Source organism: Variovorax sp. PCZ-1, from assembly GCF_018413605.1.
Classification (GTDB): domain Bacteria; phylum Pseudomonadota; class Gammaproteobacteria; order Burkholderiales; family Burkholderiaceae_C; genus JANMDU01.
This window is the reverse complement of the sequence record NZ_JAHCDN010000001.1, coordinates 1441658-1462917: the sequence shown is the minus strand read 5'-3', so window position 1 is coordinate 1462917 and position 21260 is coordinate 1441658. Positions and strand designations below refer to the sequence as shown.

At 54.6% G+C, this 21260-nt stretch carries 18 protein-coding genes; 10 read left to right on the top strand and 8 right to left on the bottom strand.

Translation table 11 applies throughout. From position 1 onward, the window contains the following. Positions 1–118: 118 nt before the first annotated feature. Both KIH26_RS06995 and KIH26_RS06990 read right to left on the bottom strand, forming a co-directional pair. Entirely contained in the window at positions 119–1747 is a 1629-nt protein-coding gene (locus KIH26_RS06995) for a 3-(methylthio)propionyl-CoA ligase (RefSeq protein WP_213443680.1), read from the bottom strand. Between the two features lie 177 nt (positions 1748–1924). Next, a complete protein-coding gene (locus KIH26_RS06990) occupies positions 1925–3040 on the bottom strand; it encodes an aldo/keto reductase (RefSeq protein WP_213443679.1) in 1116 nt (371 codons plus the stop codon). Positions 3041–3115: 75 nt separating this feature from the next. Between KIH26_RS06990 and KIH26_RS06985 the strand changes: the two genes are divergently transcribed. The 6 genes from KIH26_RS06985 to KIH26_RS06960 all read left to right on the top strand — a co-directional run bounded on the left by KIH26_RS06985 (position 3116) and on the right by KIH26_RS06960 (position 7620). Beyond that, entirely contained in the window at positions 3116–3772 is a 657-nt protein-coding gene (locus KIH26_RS06985; RefSeq protein ID WP_213443678.1) for a TetR/AcrR family transcriptional regulator, read from the top strand. Positions 3773–3868: 96 nt separating this feature from the next. After that, entirely contained in the window at positions 3869–5356 is a 1488-nt protein-coding gene (locus KIH26_RS06980) for a protein adenylyltransferase SelO (RefSeq protein ID WP_213443677.1), read from the top strand. Between the two features lie 177 nt (positions 5357–5533). Next, positions 5534–5947, top strand: coding sequence for a peptide-methionine (R)-S-oxide reductase MsrB (msrB, locus tag KIH26_RS06975; protein WP_213443676.1), 414 nt, complete (start codon positions 5534–5536; stop codon positions 5945–5947). A 62-nt stretch (positions 5948–6009) separates the two neighbouring features. Then, a complete protein-coding gene (locus KIH26_RS06970) occupies positions 6010–6555 on the top strand; it encodes a septation protein A (RefSeq protein WP_213443674.1) in 546 nt (181 codons plus the stop codon). Continuing rightward, on the top strand, positions 6552–6818 hold the full coding sequence (locus tag KIH26_RS06965; protein WP_213443673.1) for a BolA family protein: 267 nt from the start codon (positions 6552–6554) through the stop codon (positions 6816–6818). Before KIH26_RS06970 ends, KIH26_RS06965 begins: the two co-directional genes overlap by 4 nt. Positions 6819–6837: 19 nt before the next feature. Then, entirely contained in the window at positions 6838–7620 is a 783-nt protein-coding gene (locus KIH26_RS06960) for a peptidylprolyl isomerase (protein WP_213443672.1), read from the top strand. 143 nt (positions 7621–7763) lie between these two features. Here KIH26_RS06960 and queG read toward each other — a convergent pair whose 3' ends face one another. After that, positions 7764–8915 (bottom strand): tRNA epoxyqueuosine(34) reductase QueG, encoded by a 1152-nt coding sequence (queG, locus tag KIH26_RS06955; RefSeq protein WP_213444758.1) that lies wholly within the window; start codon positions 8913–8915, stop codon positions 7764–7766. A gap of 27 nt (positions 8916–8942) precedes the next feature. Between queG and tsaE the strand changes: the two genes are divergently transcribed. From tsaE to KIH26_RS06935, 4 genes are all read left to right on the top strand, one after another. Then, positions 8943–9440, top strand: a complete 498-nt coding sequence (tsaE, locus tag KIH26_RS06950) for a tRNA (adenosine(37)-N6)-threonylcarbamoyltransferase complex ATPase subunit type 1 TsaE (RefSeq protein WP_213443670.1) — start codon at positions 8943–8945, stop codon at positions 9438–9440. Positions 9441–9541: 101 nt separating this feature from the next. Beyond that, positions 9542–10912 carry an N-acetylmuramoyl-L-alanine amidase gene (locus KIH26_RS06945; RefSeq protein ID WP_213444756.1) on the top strand — a complete coding sequence of 457 codons (1371 nt, stop codon included), beginning with the start codon at positions 9542–9544 and terminating at the stop codon, positions 10910–10912. Positions 10913–11020: 108 nt separating this feature from the next. Continuing rightward, positions 11021–11725 carry a helix-turn-helix transcriptional regulator gene (locus KIH26_RS06940; RefSeq protein ID WP_213443668.1) on the top strand — a complete coding sequence of 235 codons (705 nt, stop codon included), beginning with the start codon at positions 11021–11023 and terminating at the stop codon, positions 11723–11725. 123 nt (positions 11726–11848) lie between these two features. Then, positions 11849–12487 (top strand): Crp/Fnr family transcriptional regulator, encoded by a 639-nt coding sequence (locus tag KIH26_RS06935; RefSeq protein WP_213443666.1) that lies wholly within the window; start codon positions 11849–11851, stop codon positions 12485–12487. Here KIH26_RS06935 and KIH26_RS06930 read toward each other — a convergent pair. The 5 genes from KIH26_RS06930 to KIH26_RS06910 form a co-directional block, all read right to left on the bottom strand. Then, positions 12462–14207: a S8/S53 family peptidase gene (locus KIH26_RS06930; RefSeq protein ID WP_213443665.1), complete on the bottom strand. Its 1746-nt coding sequence runs from the start codon at positions 14205–14207 to the stop codon at positions 12462–12464. The genes KIH26_RS06935 and KIH26_RS06930 overlap by 26 nt on opposite strands. Continuing rightward, entirely contained in the window at positions 14204–15259 is a 1056-nt protein-coding gene (locus KIH26_RS06925) for a phosphatase PAP2 family protein (RefSeq protein WP_213443664.1), read from the bottom strand. Before KIH26_RS06925 ends, KIH26_RS06930 begins: the two co-directional genes overlap by 4 nt. A gap of 23 nt (positions 15260–15282) precedes the next feature. Then, the gene (locus KIH26_RS06920) at positions 15283–17103 is read right to left on the bottom strand and encodes an adenylate/guanylate cyclase domain-containing protein (RefSeq protein ID WP_213443663.1); all 1821 of its coding nucleotides are present in this window, start codon (positions 17101–17103) and stop codon (positions 15283–15285) included. Between the two features lie 157 nt (positions 17104–17260). Beyond that, positions 17261–18493, bottom strand: a complete 1233-nt coding sequence (locus KIH26_RS06915; protein ID WP_249660990.1) for an ABC transporter permease — start codon at positions 18491–18493, stop codon at positions 17261–17263. A gap of 188 nt (positions 18494–18681) precedes the next feature. Continuing rightward, positions 18682–21168 (bottom strand): penicillin acylase family protein, encoded by a 2487-nt coding sequence (locus KIH26_RS06910; RefSeq protein WP_213443661.1) that lies wholly within the window; start codon positions 21166–21168, stop codon positions 18682–18684. Positions 21169–21260 lie beyond the last annotated feature (92 nt).

Below are 21260 nucleotides of genomic sequence, written 5' to 3'. Positions count from 1 at the left end.
GAGAGGTTAACGGACGAGCAGCGAAATCACGCTAGGGGATTGCCCGCATGCAAGACCACAGATTGAATGCGGCTATCACGTTCGTGACTGGTGATCTGCAGAGCTGCTGCAAATTGCGTTAAGCGCTGGGTAACTTGTAATCCTTGAGCTGCTCACGCAATTTCATCTTCTGCATCTTGCCAGTGGCACCCAATGGAATCGCATCCACAAACACCACATCGTCTGGGATCTGCCATTTGGCTGTTTTGCCTTCGTAAAATTTCAATAGCTCAGCCACAGACACCTCCATCCCCGGTTTCTTCACAACCGCGATGATTGGCCGCTCATCCCATTTCGGATGCGGCATGCCCACGCAGGCGGCCATGGCAATCGCAGGGTGCGCCATGGCAATGTTTTCTACATCAATCGAGCTGATCCACTCGCCGCCGCTCTTGATCACATCTTTGCTGCGGTCCGTGATTTGCATGAAACCATTCGCATCAATCGTGGCCACGTCGCCGGTGGGAAACCAGCCATCTTTGAGCGGATCACCACCCTCACCTTTGAAATATTCTTTGACAATCCATGGGCCTTTGACGAGCAAATCACCATAGGTTTTGCCATCCCAAGGCAGCTCTTTGCCATCCGCATCGACGATCTTCATATCCACGCCATAAATCGCGCGGCCTTGCTTCAGGCGAATCTTCATCTGCTCATCGGCTGGCAAGCTTAGCTGCTTATTCTTCAGGGTGTTGAGCGTGCCAAGTGGCGACATTTCCGTCATGCCCCAAGCATGCAGCACTTCCACACCATAGTCTTCTTGAAACGCATGAATCATCGCGGGCGGGCAAGCGCTGCCGCCAATCACCGTGCGCTTCAATGTGGAGAATTTCAGCCCCGCAGGCTTCATGTGGCCCAGCATCATCTGCCACACCGTGGGCACGCCCGCCGCATAGCTCACCTTCTCTGATTCGATCAATTCGTAAATCGATTTGCCATCCATCGCCGGGCCGGGAAACACCAACTTGCATCCTGTGAGCGCAGCGCTGTACGGAATGCCCCAAGCATTGACGTGAAACATTGGCACAACGGGGAGCACGCTGTCTCGTGCAGACAGGCTCATCACATCCGGCAGCGCTGCCGCATACGCATGCAGCGTGGTTGAGCGATGTGAATACAGCGCAGCTTTGGGATTACCCGTCGTTCCGCTCGTGTAGCACATGCTCGATGCGCTGTTTTCATCAAACTGCGGCCAGTTGTAGGCCGTCGGCTGCTTGCCAATCCAAGCCTCATAGCTGATGAGATTGGGAATGCCGCTATCAGCCGGCAATTTATCCGCATCACACATCGCCACAAACTGCTTGACGGTGGTGCAACGCGCATGCACCGCCTGCACAATCGGCAAAAAGCTCATGTCAAAGCAGAGCACTTGATCCTCTGCATGATTCGCAATCCAAGCCACCTGATCGGGATGCAGGCGCGGATTGATCGTGTGAAGCACCCTTCCCGAGCCACTCACGCCGAAATACAGCTCCAAATGCCGATACCCATTCCAAGCCAGCGTGGCCACACGGTCTGAAAACGCGAGCTTCATGCCGTCAAGTGCCCCCGCCACCTGCCGCGAACGCTTAGCAACATCTGCCCAGGTGTATCGGTGGATATCGCCTTCCACTCGGCGAGAAACGATTTCACCATCCGAATGGTGACGATCCGCAAACTCAATCAAACTCGAAATCAACAAGGGCTGCGACTGCATCAAACCTAACATTTTGGATCTCCATAAACAAGCGCCCAGTATCGGGCAAAACTTCTGTTTATGCGATGCGCAATTGCCCTAGTTACGCGTCATGGTGTGTTGGTTGCAGTGGCCCGAGATTGCAGTAGGTAAAGGAATCCTTTACCTTCATGAGCATACGGCGCTCATACTCGGTAAAGTAGATGAACTCTAGGCCATCACTGAGCTGCCTCCAAAGACTGCGTATTGACGAAACCCGGACGTGAAGAAACTGTAAATCATTCGGGGGGCAGGCGTGCTAATCTCGTCGAGCCTTGCCTTATGTTCTACCGATAATTTGACATTGAGTGCGGCGATGTTGTCGGCCACTTGCTCCACACGACTGACCCCCATCAGCGTCGAAGTGACACGAGGATGGCTAGCCACCCAAGCCAGCGCGATATGAGCGGGGCTATGTCCGGCTTCTTGAGCCACTGCTTTGAGCGTATCCACAATGCTCCAATTACGCTCTGTAAACAGAGAATCTCCAAACGGATTGGCACCGTCGAGTCGCTTGTCGCCCTCTGCACGTTGTTTATCTGTTGTTGCCGCATCTCTTGGCAAGCCTGCAGCCCTTGGCGCTGCAGCTTCAACTGCTGATCGATCGTATTTACCTGTGAGCAGACCGTATGCCAGCGGGCTCCAGGGCATGATCGCCATCTTGAATTCATCGGCCAATGGCATATGTTCATCTTCAATATCGCGGTTGAGCAGTGAATAAAAATACTGCATGGCTATCGGGCCAGGCAAGCCTCTTGCCAATGCAAGAGTTGCGATTTTGGCGATGTACCAAGCGGGTGAATTGGAGATTCCCCAATAGCGAATCTTGCCGGATCGCACAAGCTGAGCCATGGTTTCCAGCAACTCTTCAGCCGGCGTCACCGAATCCCAAACATGTACCCAATAGAGATCAATGAAGTCAGTTTGCAACCGCTTGAGCGATCCATTGAGCGCGTTGTTGACGTGCTTTGCGCCATTACCGCCCGAGTGTGGCCCCTGCCCTGTAGCGAAGCCAGATTTCGTTGAGAGCACAATACTGCTTCTGAGCGAGCGTTCGGTTACAAACCTGCCTAGCATCTCTTCACTGACGCCCGATGAATAAACATCGGCGGTATCCACAAAATTTCCACCCGCTTCGATGTAAGCGTTGAATATTGCGCGTGATTGCTCTTCACCAGAACCCCAACGCGAGGTGCCAAACGTCATTGTGCCAAGTGCCAAGGGGCTCACAGACAAGCCTGAACGTCCCAGAGTTTTATATGTGCGCAGGGATAGGTCGTTAGACATGATTTACTTTCGTAGCGATTGATAGGATAATCATCTTAACTCAATTCAACGAATTAAATAGTGATCGCTACAAAAATGAGTGAATCCGTCATTTCTCCGCCAGCAGCCAAGAAAGGTCGTCCTTTATCCTTTGATCGTGAGCGCGCCTTGCATCAAGCCATGCTGCTTTTTTGGCGCCATGGTTATGAATCTACTTCGCTGAACGATCTGACCACCACTATTGGCGTCAAGCCTTCGAGCATTTACACCGTTTTCAAAGACAAAAAGAGCCTCTTTTTGGAGTCCGTTGAGCTGTATACGTCTGGGCCTGTCACAGCGCAGACCATCATCAACGATGCGCCAACCGCTTTTGATGCAGCACAGGGTTTGCTGCATGCCTCTGCCATAGGCTTCACCGGCAAGGACACGCCCGCAGGATGTTTGCTGGCGACATCGGCCATCAGTTGCTCAGAGGCTTCGAGCGATGTGCAAAGCCACTTGGCATCGATCAGGCTGGGTATCGAGCAACAATTGCGCGAAAAAATCAAGCAATCGATCAAGCAGGGCCATCTGCGCAAGACCGCAGATGCAAGCGCACTTGCCGCGCACACCATGGCGGTGATTCAAGGCTTATCGACACTGGCGCGTGATGGCGCAACCCGCGCTAAGTTGCTCAAAGTGTCAGATATGGCGATGCAGGCTTGGGCGGTGCACACATCTGGTGATGCGAGTGCGAGCGGCTCAACAGCGTAAACACTATCAATTCAATAGCACCTCGCGCAGTTTCTATGCCGGCTAGAGGGCTAAAACGCTTATAAAAATGGCTTTCCAGCGGTTAAAAGCTCAGCCATGCCTCGTCTGGGACAATACGGCATGCACTTTTCGCCAGATCACCAAAGTTTTGTCCAACTGGGCAGCAGCTTCTACACACACCTCAGCGCCCAATCCCTCAGCTCGCCTTATTGGGTGGGGCGTAGCCGATCAGTGGCAAAAGCGCTGGGCTTGGAAGACAACTGGTTGGAGGGTGATGAAGCTCTGCGAGCGTTGACTGGCAATGCTCTGCTGCCCGGAAGTCAGCCACTGGCTAGCGTTTACAGCGGCCATCAGTTTGGCCAATGGGCCGGGCAGTTGGGCGATGGGCGGGCTTTGCTGCTGGGTGAGATGCGGGATGCGCAGAATCTGCCTCAGGAAATTCAGCTCAAAGGCGCGGGGCACACGCCTTACTCGCGCATGGGCGATGGGCGAGCAGTGTTGCGTTCATCGATTCGCGAATTTCTTTGCTCTGAGGCGATGCATGGCTTGGGGATTCCAACGACTCGCGCGCTGTGCGTGACGGGCTCAGATACGCCGATTCGCCGCGAGGAGATCGAGACGGCAGCCGTCGTCACCCGCGTTGCGCCGAGCTTCATTCGCTTTGGGCATTTTGAGCATTTTGCTTATAACGGCATGACTGAAGAGCTGAAGAAACTCGCCGATTACGTGATTGATCGCTTCTATCCCGCTTGCAAAGATGCTGCGAATCCGTATGCCGCACTGCTCGAAGCCGTGAGCGAGCGCACAGCAAAGATGATCGCCCATTGGCAGGCCGTTGGCTTTTGCCATGGCGTGATGAACACCGACAACATGAGCATCCTCGGCCTCACAATGGATTACGGGCCTTTTCAATTCCTCGATGCGTTTGATCCGAATCACATTTGCAATCACAGCGATGACCGTGGCCGCTACGCTTACAACAAACAGCCCAATATCGCTTACTGGAATCTCTTTTGCCTAGGCCAAGCCCTGCTCCCGCTCATATCGTCCGATGGCGAGCCTGATTTGGCTGTGGCAGCGCTAGAGCCTTACAAAACCATCTTCCCCGCTGAGCTGCATGCACGCATGAGCGCGAAGCTCGGGCTGCCGGATGCGCCAGCCACCGAAAGCTCCAAAGCAGTGATCGAAGGCATCTTGAAGCTACTGGCCAAAGACAAGGTGGATTACACGATCTTCTGGCGTAGATTGAGCCATGCTGTGGCAACAAATGATTTCATTCCAACTCGGGACATGTTCCTAGACAGGGAAGCCTTCGACGCCTGGTCGCTATCATTTCATGAGCACTCTGCGCAGATCCCTTGCCGGCCAGATGCCGATTTGATGCTTAAAACCAATCCGGCCTACGTATTGCGCAATCATCTGGGCGAGCAAGCCATCCGCGCGGCCAAGACCAAAGATTTCACTGAACTGGAGCGCTTGCAAGAACTGCTGGAATCACCATTTACCGAGGTGACAGGGATGGAAGCGTATGCAACTTTCCCACCCGATTGGGCCTCTACGATTGAGATTTCTTGTTCTTCTTGAGCATTTCAGCTCTCTTGCCAATAGAACGCAAAAGACGCAGAAGAAACGCAAAAGGCGCAAAATTAATATCTGTTGATATTTAAGTTCGGTAACTCATTTTTTCTACATTTTCTTTTTTGCGTCTTCTGCGTACTTTTGCGCATTTTGCGCTCTCCTCTCTCCTCACCAACTACCACCATGACCATCTACAAAATTCAAAAATCCGACGATCAATGGCGTGCTGAGCTCAAAGCCAAAGGCGCTGAGCCCTTAGCTTTTGATGTCACAAGACACGAAGCCACCGAAAGAGCATTCACCGGCAAATACGCTGACAACAAGCAACAAGGCACCTACACCTGTATCTGCTGCGGCAAAGATTTGTTCGCATCCAAGACCAAATACGACAGCGGCACAGGCTGGCCATCTTTCTACGATCCGATCAACGCAGAGGCTGTGGGCACGAAGGTGGACAAAGGTTTTTGGAGCACGCGCACCGAGGTGCACTGCTCAGACTGCGGCGCTCATCTAGGCCATGTGTTTGAAGATGGCCCCGCGCCCACGGGCTTGCGCTACTGCATGAATTCAGCCTCGCTCGATTTCAAACCAGAGTGATATAAAATTCATAGCATGCCGCGCAGATTCCATGCCGGCAAACTGCCAATTTCTCGTAAAAAATGAAGCAACTTCTCGATTTCCTGCCGATTCTTCTTTTCTTCGGCGCGTACAAGATGTACGACATTTACGTGGCCACGGGTGTGATCATGGCTGCCACCGTCGTGCAAATGGCGATCCTCTACAAAATGGAAGGTCGCTTGCAGATGATCCACAAAGTCACGCTCGGCTTGGTGCTCGGCTTTGGCGCACTCACCTTGCTTTTGCATGATGAGCGCTTCATCAAAATTAAGCCCACTATTCTGTATGCCGCAATGGGTTTGGCGCTGGCGATTGGTCTCTGGGCTTTTAAGAAGAATTTTCTTCGCATGATGCTGGGTAACGCCCTCGCCTTGCCTGAGCAGGTTTGGCGTAACCTCACGGTGGCTTGGGTGGCATACACCTTTTTCATGGCTGCCGTGAATGCTTTTGTCGCGTATTACTACACCACCGATCAGTGGGTCAATTTCAAGCTCTGGGGCTATGTTTTCCCGATCGTGTTTCTTGTGGCACAAGGTTTTTACATTGCGAAGCATTTGCCCAAAGATGAAGAAAAGGACAACGCGTGATAGCCACCGCAGAAGAAGTGCAGCGCCATTTGCAGGAACGTTTGCAAGCCACGCGCCTCGAAGTTCTGGATGAATCAGCAGCGCACGCGGGCCACGCCGGCAACCCTGAAGGTGCGACTTTTGGCACACATTTGCGTGTGCGTATCGCCTCGCCACAGTTTGCCAATGTCAACCGAATCGCTGCGCATCGGCTTGTGTATGATGCGTGCCAAGGATTTCTAGAGCGGGGCTTGCATGCACTCGCCATTGAAGTTGTGAAGTAATTTTTGATAGGAAGAAACCATGAAGTTGAAGTTAACCGCCATTGCTCTGAGCCTTTTGGCCACCACCTCTGCAGTGTGGGCGCAAAACGTCGCCATCGTGAATGGCAAGCCCGTGCCCACGAGCCGCGTGGATGCGCTCGTGCAGCAAGTCACCGCCCAGCAGCCTGGCCGCCCTGTGACGCCAGATATGCAAGCCCAGATCAAGGAAGAAGTGATCAACCGCGAAGTCTTCATGCAAGAAGCGCAAAAAGCTGGCTTGGATGGCAGCGATGAGTACAAAAGCCAAATGGAACAAGCCCGCCAAGTCGTGCTGATCCGCGCTTTGTTCAATGATTTCCAGAAGAAAAATCCTGTGACCGATGCGGATATCAAGGCTGAATACGACAAATTCGCAGCAGCCAACGGCGGCAAAGAATACCGCGCCCGCCACATCTTGGTGGAAAAAGAAGCTGATGCGACCAAGCTCATTGCTGACTTGAAAAAAGGCGCAAAGTTTGAAGACCTCGCCAAGAAAAACTCTAAAGACCCAGGCTCAGGCGCCAATGGCGGCGATCTGGATTGGGCTGCTCCTGGCAGCTATGTGAAAGAATTTTCTGAAGCGATGGTGAAATTGGCTAAAGGCAAATACACCGAAGCGCCAGTCAAGAGCCAATTCGGTTTCCACATCATCCGCGTGGACGATGTGCGCGAGACCCAATTGCCGCCATTGGATCAAGTCAAGCCGCAGATTTCTCAGCAACTGACCCAGCAGAAACTCCAGGCTTACCAGAAGGGTTTGCGCGATAAGGCGAAGGTTGAGTGATCTGAGCTTTAGTTAGCGCTCAAACCCAAAGAACGCAAAAAGCGCAGAAGAAACGCAAAAGACGCAAAAAATACCAATTCATCTTTTGATTTTCTTTTCTGCGAATTTTGCGTTTTTTTGCGTCTTTTGCGTTCTCCTGATCATTAAGCAAACAAAGCCCAGTCGATATGCTCTGCCACCAGAGCGCTCGCACTGGGCTTTTTTTCGCCTAGGGTTTGCCGAATCGCAGCAGCATCTTCGCCAGATAACAAAAGATTTCGCAAGGCATTGCCCATCGCCACCGCAATATTGCGCTGCCATCTCTCATGCCCAATCCGGCGGATCGCGCTGCCTTCGGTGTAGCGCAAGAAATCTTCTTCACTCCAGTTCAAGAGCGTCATCAGCTGCTGGCCTGAGAGCCCTTTGCGTTCATCGAAATCAGGCAAAGCGCTGCGCTGAGCAAACTTGTTCCAAGGGCAAGCGAGCTGGCAATCATCACAGCCATAGATGCGGTTGCCGATCAGTGGACGCAGTTCGATGGGAATTGCGCCATCATGCTCAATGGTGAGGTAAGAGATGCAACGCCGCGCGTCAAGCTTGTAGGGTGCAATGATGGCTTGAGTAGGGCAAACGTCAATGCAGCTGGTGCAGCTGCCGCAATGCGCTGCAACAGGCTCAGTAGCGGGCAATACAAAGTCCACGTAAATCTCGCCGAGGAAAAACATACTCCCCGCTTCGCGCGAGAGGATCAAAGTATGCTTGCCCCGCCAGCCGATGCCGCTTCTTGCCGCCAGCTCAGCTTCCAGCACGGGTGCCGAATCGGTAAACACACGATAGCCGAATTCGCCGATCTCTTGCGCAATGCGGTCTGCTAACTTTTGCAAACGCGCGCGCAGAACTTTATGGTAATCCCGCCCTCTGGCATAGATGGAAACAATGCCTTCCGCCGGCTTCTCTAGCCGGGAAAACTCCATCGCCTGCCAACTTCTCGCATCGCTACCCCTGTTCGGGCTGAGCTTGTTGAAGCCCTCCTGCCCTTCGACCCCTTCGACAGGGCTCAGGACAGGCAGCTCAGGCCGAACGGAAGTGGATGCAGGCAAATAATCCAGCCGCGCCGTGATCACGCTCACCGTACCGGGTACAAGCTCCGCAGGCCTAGCCCGCTTCATACCATGCGAGGCCATGTAGTGCATGCTGCCATGAAAGCCAGCATCCAACCAAGCGAGCAAACCGGGCTCTGCATCACTCAGATCCACCCCTGTCACGCCAATTTGAGACAATCCAAGCTCAGTCGCCCAAGCCCGCAGTTTGGGCATGAAGTCTTCGGGATTAATTTGAGTTTGATGGAATTGCACGCCTTGATTGTAGAAACCTCTTTGCCACGCATCTTGAATTGGCCTGATGAAGCCGCTACACAAGCCTTTGCGCAGCAGCTTGCTGCCCTACCCGCTGTGCGAAACGCGCTGATCGAGCTGCATGGCGATTTAGGCGCAGGCAAGACGACCTTTGTGCGCCATCTGCTGCGCGCGCTCGGCGTGCAAGGCCGCATCAAGAGCCCGAGCTATGCCGTGGTGGAGCCTTACACTGTGACCACTGATACAGGTGAGTTAAATATCTGGCATTTCGATCTCTATCGCTTTGCCGATCCGCGTGAGTTTGAAGAAGCGGGTTTCCGCGATCTGCTCGCCAGTCCTGGTTTGAAGCTTGTGGAGTGGCCAGAGAAGGCGCGTGGTGTGTTGCCAGTGCCTGATGTGGCTTTGCACATCAGCGCGAAAGCTGATGATTCACGCGAAGTCAAAGCCATTGCACACACCCCACGTGGGCAGGAGCTGCTTGCATGAGTAAGTTTCAACCGTTCGGACTGAGCTTGGCCTCTCCTGAGCTTGTCGAAGCGGCGAAGTCCCCGCGAGCCCTTCGACAAACTCAGGGCAAACGGACAGGGATGCTCAGCCGCCGCGAAGCATTGCAATTTGGAAGCCTCATCCTCCTCCTTGCCTTTACAGATATTGCGTGGGGCGCTACGATTTTAGGAGTTCGCGTGTGGCCTGCGCCGGATTACACCCGCGTCACCATTGAAAGCGACGGTCTGCTTAAAGCCAAACAATTCTTCGTCACCAGCCCGCCGCGTTTAGCTGTCGATATTGAAGGTATTGAGCTTTCCCCGCAGCTCAAAGAGCTGGTAGGCAGCGTGAAAAGCGATGATCCGTTTATCAGTGGCATTCGCGTCGGCCAAAACGCTCCCGGCGTGGTGCGCCTCGTGATTGATCTCAAGCAAAGCGCCCTGCCTCAAGTGTTCAATCTGCCACCGATTGCGGCCTACCAGCATCGCTTGGTGTTTGATCTGTATCCCACTGAAGTGATCGATCCTCTGCAAGCTTTGATCGCAGAAAAAGAACGAGATAAACCTGCTTCACCACCCACACCTCGCAACGATCCTCTGGGCGATTTGATAGCTCAGCAGTCAACTCGCCCCACCACATCTAGCACATCAAACACTACAAAAACAATAGCACCCCGCGCAGATTCTATGCCGGCGAATGCCACAAAACGCATAGAAAATACACCTCCGATTCCACCTACAAATACCGATCGCCTCATCATCATTGCTCTCGACCCTGGCCATGGCGGCGAAGACCCCGGCGCGATCGGCCCCGCAGGCACGCGCGAGAAAGATATCACGCTCAAAGTCGCCCAAAAGCTGCGCGAGCGCATCAATGCCACCACCCTCAAAGGCAACCCCATGCGCGCCTTTCTCACGCGCGATGGCGATTTCTTCGTCCCCCTGCATGTGCGCGTGCAAAAAGCGCAGCGCGTTCAGGCTGATCTCTTCATCAGCATCCACGCCGATGCCTTCACCGTGCCTACCGCGAGGGGCGCTAGCGTCTTCGCCCTCAGCCAAAGTGGTGCAACGAGTGCCACAGCACGCTACATGGCGCAAAAAGAAAACAGCGCCGATGCCGTTGGCGGCATCAACGTACAAACCAAAGATGCCCAGGTGCAGCGCGCTTTGCTTGATATGAGCACGACCGCCCAGATCAACGACAGCCTCAAACTCGGCTCCAACGTCCTCGGCGAAATCGGCAGCTTCGCCAAGCTCCACAAACCCAAAGTCGAGCAAGCCGGCTTCGCCGTCTTAAAAGCGCCCGATATCCCCAGCGTATTGATCGAGACCGCCTTCATCAGCAACCCCGAAGAAGAGCAAAAGCTGCGCGACGAAGCCTACCAAGACCAACTCGCCGACGGCATCATGCGAGGCCTGCTGCGCTATTTCGCTAAAAATCCACCACTCGCTCGCACGCGCACCCGCTCCTGAGCTCCGCCAAACTTGGCAACTATTTCACAATTCCAGCACAACTAATCCCCACCCAAGCTAGGCACAAAAATTCACACTCACGGCATCTCATCACATCTGAGGACTGCCATGAACACAAGCAATAACTCAACGCTTCACAGCCTTCATTCACAACAAGGCTTTATCGGCCAACGCCCTCCTCTGTCGCTTTCTCCAGAATCCGGCCAATTACTTGCGCACGCTCTCGATGAAATCGCCTGTGGCGTGATCATTGTGGACGTACAAGGCAAAGTTCAGCATTGCAATCTGGCCGGGCAAGTCTTATTGCAACGCGGTCAATTGCTGAAAGAAGAAGCGCATCGCCTTCAAGCCACGCAAGCAGACGATGCCGAGCCCTTGCAGCAAGCGCTAGCCAAGGCCGCGCAAGGCAAACGCAGTATGCTGACACTAGGCGCCCAAGCGCAAAGCACTGTGGCCGTGGTTCCTCTCGACCGCCATGAACGCTCCGCACCAACCAGCGAAGCTACGGAATCCACAGGCTCAAGAATCGCCCTCATCTTCTCGCGCAGCGGCATGTGCGAAACCCTCATGATGAGCTTCTTCGCCCGCGCCTACCAGCTCACCCGCTCCGAAGAACAAATCTTGAGCCTCATCTGCGTCGGCCACACTGCCCCCGAGATGGCCAAGCAACTCAACGTCGGTGAAGCCACCGTGCGCACGCACATCCGCAGCATCTGCCAAAAAACCCACAGCCACGGCATCCGCGAAGTCGTCAAACGCCTCGCCCTCCTGCCCCCTCTGATGGCTGCAGTGATGCCCTCTGCCTTTGCATAAAAAATACCACTTGCCTTGAGCTCGCGCTACATGTGGACTGAGGTTGAACCCCGTTCGGACTGAGCTTTTTTCCCGTTCGGGCTGAGCTTGTCGAAGCCCCTAGCCGCCCGCCATAATGCTGGCATGCCAGATAACAAACTCAAAGATTTGCCCCCCAGCATAGCCCGCCTCGCCGAATCCGGCGTGATCCGGAGCTACAAAAAGAAAAGCATCATCATCAGCGAAGGCGACAGCGGCGACACCCTCCTCGTCCTCCTAGAAGGCAGCGTGCGCGTCTTCGGGCAAGACGGCAACGGCAAAGAAGTCACCTACGGCCATATCGACGCCCCCAGCTATTTCGGCGAAATGAGCCTAGACGGCGGCCCCCGATCCGCCAGCATAGAAGCCACCACAGCCTGCAAATGCGCCGTCATCACACGTGAACGTGTGCGCGCAAGCCTAGCCACCAGTCCCGAGCTAGCCACCGAACTCATCACCAAAATCATTGCCAGAGCCAGAGCAGCCACAGACACTGTCCGTAGCTTGGCTCTCAAAGATGCTTATGGCCGCCTACGCGAAGTCCTAGAACATCTCGCGATCGAGCCCGACGAAAACGGCCACAGAAAAATCAAATCGGGTACCACTCACGCATCACTCGCGCTACAAATCGGCACCAGCCGGGAGATGGTAAGCAAGATACTTCGGGATTTGGAAACTGGTGGCTATGTTCGCACCGAGGGGCGGAACATGACACTAGTCAAGGCCTTGCCGCGGCATTGGTAAGGGCGACCCATTGATTGACAATTTCTCGTGTGTGCCAGGGCGCTGCAGCGCTCGTTCCGCTGAGCCGTGCCACACCACAGCCTGAATTACTGCTGCCGAGGATTCCTCGCAATAAAGCTGATTCATCGCTGGGCGCGTGCGTATCGGGTGGTCGAACTCTTGAGCTTCCCAAGCCGCTGTAAGCCGCCGCTTGGCCATCGGAGAGGCGGTAACCGCCCACCACAGTGATGCCCGAACCAGTTCCGATACCATTGAGGGTGCCCTCTTCAGCCACCACGCTCGGTGGCAACGCCGTTGGTTTGGCCTGAGGCTGGCGTGTCCTGTTCGGCTCGACGAAATATGACTGCCGCCCTTTGCTCTTCTGCCCGAAAGAGGCATTGTCGCGCTCGATCCAGGCATCGATGTCGGCGTTGTTCGCACCCGTGTTCTTGATGCGAATCTTCCAATCGCCATGCGGTGCGCGGGGGGCACCAACGGTCCGAGTCGGTGCTAGCGCGACCAAAACCACTTGCTTGGTCATGCTGCTGGCCGGCTGATCGTTCGCAATCAGCGCACCGATCACCGTGGAGCCCGACTTCAATTCCGCAGCGCCGCTGCCGGATACACCCGCGATCGAATGTCTGCCATCCGGCGAAGTCAATGTGACCTCGAACTTGGCATCTAAACTGCCCCAGATCTCCACATAGCTGGGCGTTCTGTCATCCGGGAGAACACGCCAAATCAATTCTCGCGAAGTGTTTGGGTGCAGTTCAAAGCGGGCATGCGCCTGCGCTTGGCGCGAGTTGCCAGCCGGCAGCACGATCTCAAGCCGACCAGCCATGGCATCCACCAGTTCAGCCATCGCCGACTCTAAGATGCTCGTGCCATCGTGCGCCCCCGCCATGGTGCCAAAGCTGATATTCACCGCCAGCTTCGCTTGAGTCGGTAGATTGGCCAACATGAAATGCAAACCATCGAGCACATTCACGGCCAATGCGCCGCCGGAGGTATCGACCACCGTGTCTTGGCGCAGTTGCACCGTCATGACCGGCGCGATGCTCGCTGCATCCACTTTCGCTGGGAGTGGCCGCAAGGTCTGACGACTGCGGTATTGTGGTGTGATTGCTCCAGCGGCAATGCTCGCAACTAGTGTTCCGTGGCTAACGGCCACTGGCTTGGGTATCGGAACAGCGCTCAACAGGCTATAGCCAAAACGCGGCGCCACGCTACCGCTGCTGGTAAGAGAGTTTTGATCCCAACTGGCCATCAAACGGGGGCTGCCCGTTCCCAGGAATCCTGTTGTCTGGATACCGTCATCGATGATGCCAATCACTTCGTTCGCAGGTACACCCAAAGCCGACGAATTCCTCACGAACCGATTCTTCAGTCTCTGGCCTTGCAGCACCCGGAAGGCTTCGAGTGGGTAGAACGCGTTGGGGTTCGTAGGCAGACCGAGCTTGAAGCGAACGATCAAGTCCGCGGGCAACTCGCTAAGCGCTCCACGGGCAATCCAAGCTGCACAAAAGCGATGCGGCAGGGAGCGGTAGTGTCGGGACACAAAACCCAATTGCGTAGGGTTCTGCGCCTTGAACCATTGTTGCAGATCCTCGGCGGTCTTGCCGGGCTGAAGTTCCACCAAAGTTTGGACATACCAGTTCTGATGGGTATCCTGCAGGTGCCAATACCTATAACCCGTGAGCTCGGCGAACTGCCAGTAAATGTCCTTCAGGACCTTACTCATTTCCACTCGCTCGCTGCTTGTTGCGCAATCCAAACCAGAGGCGCTGTTTGTTTCACTGGGACGACTTTGGTCGCTATAGCTTGCGGGTTTAACTCAAGTGCTTGCGTGGCTAGCATGTTGAAATCGGCCTCGGGACCGCCGAACAAGGTGTCACTGACCAAGCAAGTCACTATGGGAGCGTTCGGTATGCCTGCCGCTTGTAGAAAGTAGCTCGCCAAGGCTTTTGCCAACAATTGCCCGGCAAAACTGTCCACCGGGAAGTGCACCCCCGCAACCGTGCGGTTCACCGCGATTCGCTCGGCCTGCGCCAGTAGTTGCTTTTTGTAAATGTCTTGGGTCGCTGGGTCGCCACTGACGATATACGGCAAGGTGTACGCGATCATAAACGCCTCAGTCGCATGCCCGCTCGGAAAGGCGCTATGGCTGGGCGTGGCAATGATGGGCTGAATCTCGGTGCTCATGTCAACTGGCCGTGCCACTGCCATAGCAGCTTTGAACCGCATGCAGATGATGGACGAGAAGCCCAGCGCTAGTTCCACCATCTCTAGCGTCTTTTGGCTATGGGCCGGATGCATGTGAACCGCCGCTGACCAGAAAGGCGTTTGCGGTTGCATCTGCGCCACGATTTCGCTGGCACGGTCGGGCCGAAGCTCGGCGTAGCTGATGACCTGCTTGAGTTGAGTCTGAAAAAAGGCGTCATTCGGCCTGCGCATGGTGACTAAGGGCGCACCATTAGCTTCCAGCCCTGCCTCATCATTACCCACGACAAACTTCAGTCCCGAGAGCAAATCAAACAGGGCTACGTTGAAGCGAAGCAAGGATTCCCAACGCTTGAGCGATTCTGGTTCGCCCACAGGCTTGCCGTCTCTCGGGAATCGATTGAACTGCCAGCCAATGGCCTGCCCGACCGTGCCATCCCGGCTGCGCATGAGGGCATCTGCCATCATCGGGTCGGATCCCGGGCCTTGTGCTCCGCCCCATCCACCCCATCCACCCCATCCACCCCATCCACCCCATCCACCCCATCCGCCCCATCCGCCCCATCCAGCCATAATATTCTCCTTAAAGAAAAAAGTTAATTTGGAATCCCTGCTTCACGCAAGGCATACGCGAAATCCCGACCAATTCCGAACTGCACTCCAGGTGATCGCTCCAGATACCGCGATACAGTCAAGTTCGGATCCAGTTGTAACAGCTTAGCTGCCGTTTGTCGTGCTTCGTTCGTGTAACCTGCCATGATCTGTGCAATCGTTAGCGCTCTATATGTCGAAACATGTGTAGAGTTTGCTCGTATCGACTGCTTGGCATATTCGATGGCTAGACCGTAGTTGGCTGCTGAAAGATGTACCGAAGCCGCTAGCGAATCAAAAAAGTATCGATTAGGATCGAGTGGCGACAAGGCTAGTGCTTCGGTAAGTGCTGGCACAGATAATTTGTTTTCGCCACGAAAGGCGTGCAACATTGACTTAAAAAGCCAAGCTAGGCAATCACTAGGGTTAGCTAACAAAGCTCGCTCGTACTGCACCAAAGCAGTATCGAAATCTTTAAATAGATTACAGCGGACAAATCCGTCTATTGATAATGCCATTGATGACTCTTGATCAAGATCAAGAGCACGCCGAGAGCATTCAATAGCTCTCATAGCTGATTGATTTCGATCCACAGACCAGCCTTGCTCACTCTCTAACACAAACCACTTCGCCATCCAAGCGCGTAGTAATGCATGTCTTGGGTGACGATCCTGCAAATAGTCGAGGACACTGAATGCACGCTGAAAATCATTACGACTAGTACGATGCATTAATGTGACTGCGGCCATAAGTGCGTGAGCGCTATCAATACTTGGCAATGGTTGAGTTTTTGCACGTTTGACTTCTGTCTCTCGCATCGCAGATAGGATGTCGTTCGCCATATCCAAGATTTCAGTGCAGTCTGAATTTAGCAAGGATTCAAAGGTTAAGCTGTATCTGCGATTGAATACTACAGTGTCCTCTGTGGCATCAATCAATTCATGGCTAACAATTAATCTACCACTTAGTGCCCAACATTGAGTGGTGATGATGTAAGCGACGCCCAGTGTTTTAGCCACTTTTGAAGCCGGCCATCGGCGATGACTAACTGCGTTGGCAGTCAAGCGAGAAGTGACACGTAATTCAGGTGCTTTACTAAGATGCGAAATCAATCCATCGGCTAAGGCGTCACCGCTAACGCTAAGCTCAATATCCGTAACAGCGTTAAAAGGGATCACTGCAACAGATAACAGTGGTTGACTCTTTAGCGGATGGATTTCCGGTGCATGTGCAGTCTGGTGTATTCGATAAGTCCGTTGCATTTGCTCAAAATGCTTAAGGTAGCTATCTCCCATATCTTCTATCGAACCGTCTAACCCATCAGTAAGTCCGTCACGAACCTCTGGAGTTACAACTATCTCTCCGGGATTAGCTAATCCAACAATTCGTGCGGCCAGATTCACACCGTGACCATACAGATCATGCGCGTCGCGGCGAACTTGGGCTTGGTGGATGCCTACTCGCAGGTGCATTTGGCGCTCACTCTCGTAGCCTGCGTTGCCTTCGCTGGCTAGCTTTTGCATGGCATTGGCTGCGGCCACGGCTTGGGGGGCGCTCTCAAATTCGAGCATCAGGCCATCGCCAGTGCTTTTAACGACGCTACCCGCATGCTCGGGCGCAATGCTGCTGCGCACAGCGGCTGCAAATTGGCTCCAGCGGGTAATGGCGTTGTCTTCATCATGCTCCATCCAACGGACCGACTCAACCACATCACACACGAGCACCACGCGCAGTTGGCGCGGTGATAGTGCTTCGATATCCCAGCCGGAATTGCTCTCGGCGGGTATTGAATCGGATATGGCTGTATCGCTTTTGTTGTGTGTCATGTTACGGATGGCTACGCGGCGCGTCATCCGTCATTGTGGGTAGAAAAGTCTCTAGCCCCAAGCACTTTGTGGCAACTAGAAACCTGTTGTTGCTTTTTAAGCAATAAGCGTTCAAATCTCATCAGAACTGATGAGATGAATAGGCTGTAAACCTTGACTATTCGTAGCGTAAGGCCTGGATCGGCAGCAGCTTGGAGGCTCGGCGGGCGGGATAGAAGCCGAAGAACACGCCGACGAAGGCTGAGAAACCTACTGCCAGGAAGATGGAAGCAGCTGTCATGCTCACTTGCCAGCCAGCGAAATGGCCGACGGCCCAAGTGGCTATCGCGCCGATGCCTACGCCTATTGCGCCGCCGATGATAGAGAGGGTGACGGCTTCGATGAGGAATTGGGCGAGGATGTCTTTACCGCGCGCGCCCACGGCCATGCGCAGGCCGATCTCGCGGGTGCGCTCGGTGACGCTCACAAGCATGATGTTCATAATGCCGATGCCGCCGATGATGAGGCTGATGCCGGCGACTGCGGCCAGAAGCAGCGTCATGATGCGGCTCGAGGCCTCTTGCGCTTGCAGCATCTCGGTGAGGTTACGCACGCTGAAGGGATCATCGCCACCGGGCTGCACTTTGAAGCGCTGGCGCAGCAGCTCTTTGATGTTCTCCTCGGCCACTTTCATGCTCTGGCCTTCTTTGACTTTGATACTGATCGAGCCAATGCGCTTGAGCTTGCCAGGGCTGCCGCCTTGGATGCGATTTCGGTAGGTAGAGATCGGCACGATGACCACATCATCTTGATCTTGGCCGAGAGAATTTTGGCCTTTGCTGGCCAACACGCCAATGACAGTGACCGGCACTTTTTTGACGCGGATGATTTGATCGACGGGGTCAGCATCGCCGAAGAGCTGGGCAGCGACCGTGGTGCCAATGATGGCGACTTTGGCTGAGCCTTGGATTTCTGCGCCTTCAAACAAGCGTCCACTGCTTAATGCCCAATCGCGGGCTTCCATGTAGTCGTTCGTGGTGCCGAAGATCGAGCTGCTCCAATTGGTGTTGCCAAACACGAGCTGCGCGCCGGTGCGCATGGAGGGCGCAGCGACCTGCACTTCCGGCACATCTTTGGCGATGGCAAGCGCGTCTTCTTCAGTGAGTGATTGACCCGTTTGCGCGCCTAGGCGTACGCCGCCAGCCGTGACACCACCGGGAAAAACCATCATCACATTACTACCCAGCCCTTTGAGCTGTTCCTGCACGCGATTGGTTGCACCCTGCCCTACGGCGATCATGGTGATCACCGCGCCCACGCCAATGATGATGCCCAGCATGGTGAGCATACTGCGGAGCTTGTTGGAAGCCAATGCTCTGAGGGCTGAGCGCAGGGCGGCTAGGGTGTTCATGCTTTGCAGTTTAGCGGCTTGCAAATGGTTAGCGGTAAGCTTTGCAAAACTTCATTCAACGGTCATTTAGAACGCAGAAAACGCAAACCAACTCAAAAGACGCAAAAAAGAAACCTTTAATTGGGCTGTTTCTTTTGCGTCTTCTGCGTGATTTTTGCGTCTTTTGCGTTCTATTCTTGGATCTCCAATCACTTAGGATTCAACACCAACTCAGAAGCAAACGTAGCTGGCGCAAGTTGCAAAGGCCGGTACTGCACCGCAGCCCAGCCTTCGCTCATATCTCGATAACGCCGACTCCAGACCAAGCCGCTTTGGCCGGTTTGATACATGAAGCCTGATTTTTCTAGATCCGCCAGATCGAAGACATGGCGCAGACTGGCGGCGTGGCGGTTTTGGTAGGGGCTTTTTTCGTTGAGCCAGTATTGGCCGACATTGACCGTCCACGGGTCGCCGCCGGTGGGAACGGTGACATCGAAGTATTTGGCCAGCGGAGCGACGTTGCCAAACGGCCTGTGGATGGAGCGCGCGACATGGGCTGCGCCCCAATTCCAAGCTTTCACATCTGCGCCTTGGGTGGCTTGGATTTTGTCAAGCGCTCTGGCCAGAGCAGCGGATGAAACATCTGCGCAGCTTTGCGGAGCACACCAATAAGCGCTGACCGCGGGATCACTGCCGAGCATGACTTGATCGACCACGCCACGGAAATGGCGTTTGCCATAGAGGCGCTTGAATTTTTCTTCGCCGAGCTTTGGCGTGACGATGCCTCGTGCCACTTCATCTGCCCATGCTGCAAAGATGAGCGGCGCAGCGCTTGCTGCCTTCATGTCGCCATCAAAGCCTTTGAGCTGCTCTTGCGCAGCGGCGGCCAGCGGATGATTCGAGGCTGTTTTCTGCAGAATAGGCAGCAAGCGCTTCGTGGGGGTGGAGAGCGTGTCTGCATGGATGCGCTGCATGCTGGCCATATCGTGTTTCGGGCTGGCAGAGAGAAGAGCTTCGATGCGATCAAAGCGCTCGGGTGTGGCCCAATCTTGCCCCATGAAATGCGGGAAATCTGGGGCGTGAATGCGCTGATTGGCCGTAGATATCCAGCCCTTTTTGCCATCATCGGAGGGCGTTTGCGCATAAGGCACGTAGCCTGCCCAATCGTATTTGGCGTCCCAGCCAGGCGCGGGAGCGATACCTCGGATGTCGTTGTCAGGCTTACGGATGGGGAATTTGCCAATGGCTTTGTAGGCGATCACGCCCGCGCTGTCAGCCGCGACGACGTTTTGCATCGGTGAGTGATAGTCTTCATACGCCTTAAAAAGCTCGGCCACAGTCTTGGCCTTTTGGGAGCTCCATCCGGCAATCGTGGTGCGGTTGTCCGCATCCAAAGCACTCCAGCGCAGCGCGATAGCGTATTTCTTTTGATCAATGGTTTCTGCGTATTGAGATTGCGCATCGCTGACCACAGGGCCGTGACGCGTCGCGCGGTAGGTGTAGCTCACGGTTGGCGAGCCTTTGACGGGGATGCTCTCGGTGCGCGTCTCGAAATCTTTCCAACCCTCGGGCGTTTGATATTGCGCGGGGTTGGCTGGGTTGATGCGCTCAATGTACAAATCCTGCACATCGGGCCCCGTGTTCGTAAAGCCCCAAGCCACTTGCGCTGTGCGCCCGAGCACGATAAAAGGCAAGCCTGGCAAACTCGCACCAATCACATCCATACCTGAGGCTTTGGATTGCATGCGGGTGAAATACCAAATGGCCGGAGCACCTAGGCCAAGGTGGGGATCGTTAGCAAGCAAGGGCTTGCCGCTTGTTGAATGGCTACCCGCAACAACCCAATTGTTGCTGCCCTTGCCTTCGATATTGCCCACATCACGGGACAGCGCAGCCAGATCGACAGGAGCGGTCAAAAACGGGTTTTTAATGACATTTTTTATATCAAATTGGGCTGTCGGCGGCGTAGGATCTGCGCGAAGTGCTCCTGTTTTGATAGTATCTCGAAAGATGCCCAGATCAGCATAGAGCTTTGAGAAATCAACTTTAGAGGCAGGCTGCTCACCCGGATAGGCTGGAAAAAGCTGCCAGAGCTGCGCTGTAGGAACTTTCTGTGCTGCGGACAACCGAGCAAATTCAACCCCCCAATTACCTCCTAAATCCAGCGCCATCATGAGGCTCCAGCCCATGCTGTCTGCGGGCTGCCAAGCGGCTGGCTTGATGCCGAGCACATGAAACTCTGGCGGCAGTGCCTGGCTTGAATTAGCGTGAAAACTGTTGATGCCTTTGGTGTAAGCCTCAAGAATAGCTTTCGCATCTGTAGGCAATGCATCAAACTGCTTTTGCGCCGCGCGGATGATGCCAAGGGAGCGCATGAGCTGATCTGTCTCCAAAGTAGCCGCGCCAAACACCTCGCTCAGCAGCCCATGCATCACACGCCGATTCGTCTCCAGCTGCCAGCTTCGCTCCTGCGCATGCGTGTAGCCGAGGGCGAAAGCAGCATCGGTATCTGTCTGAGCAAAGATATGCGTGACATCCGAGGCATCGCGCTTGATCTGGACGGCTTGCTGCAAGCCTGCCGCCTGCAAACTGCCTGAGAGCTGAGGCAAGCTGCGCCACACGTACACCGCCACAGCAACTGCCGCCAAGGCAATTAGCAGCAGCACACCGCCGCCTAATCTTTTGATCCAACGCATGGTTTCGGTCTCCTAATCATTCAATACGCATTATGGCCAGAGGCGGGCTCAGTGTTTTCCCGCCCAGCTCAATTCTTCAGGTGGCTGCTAAA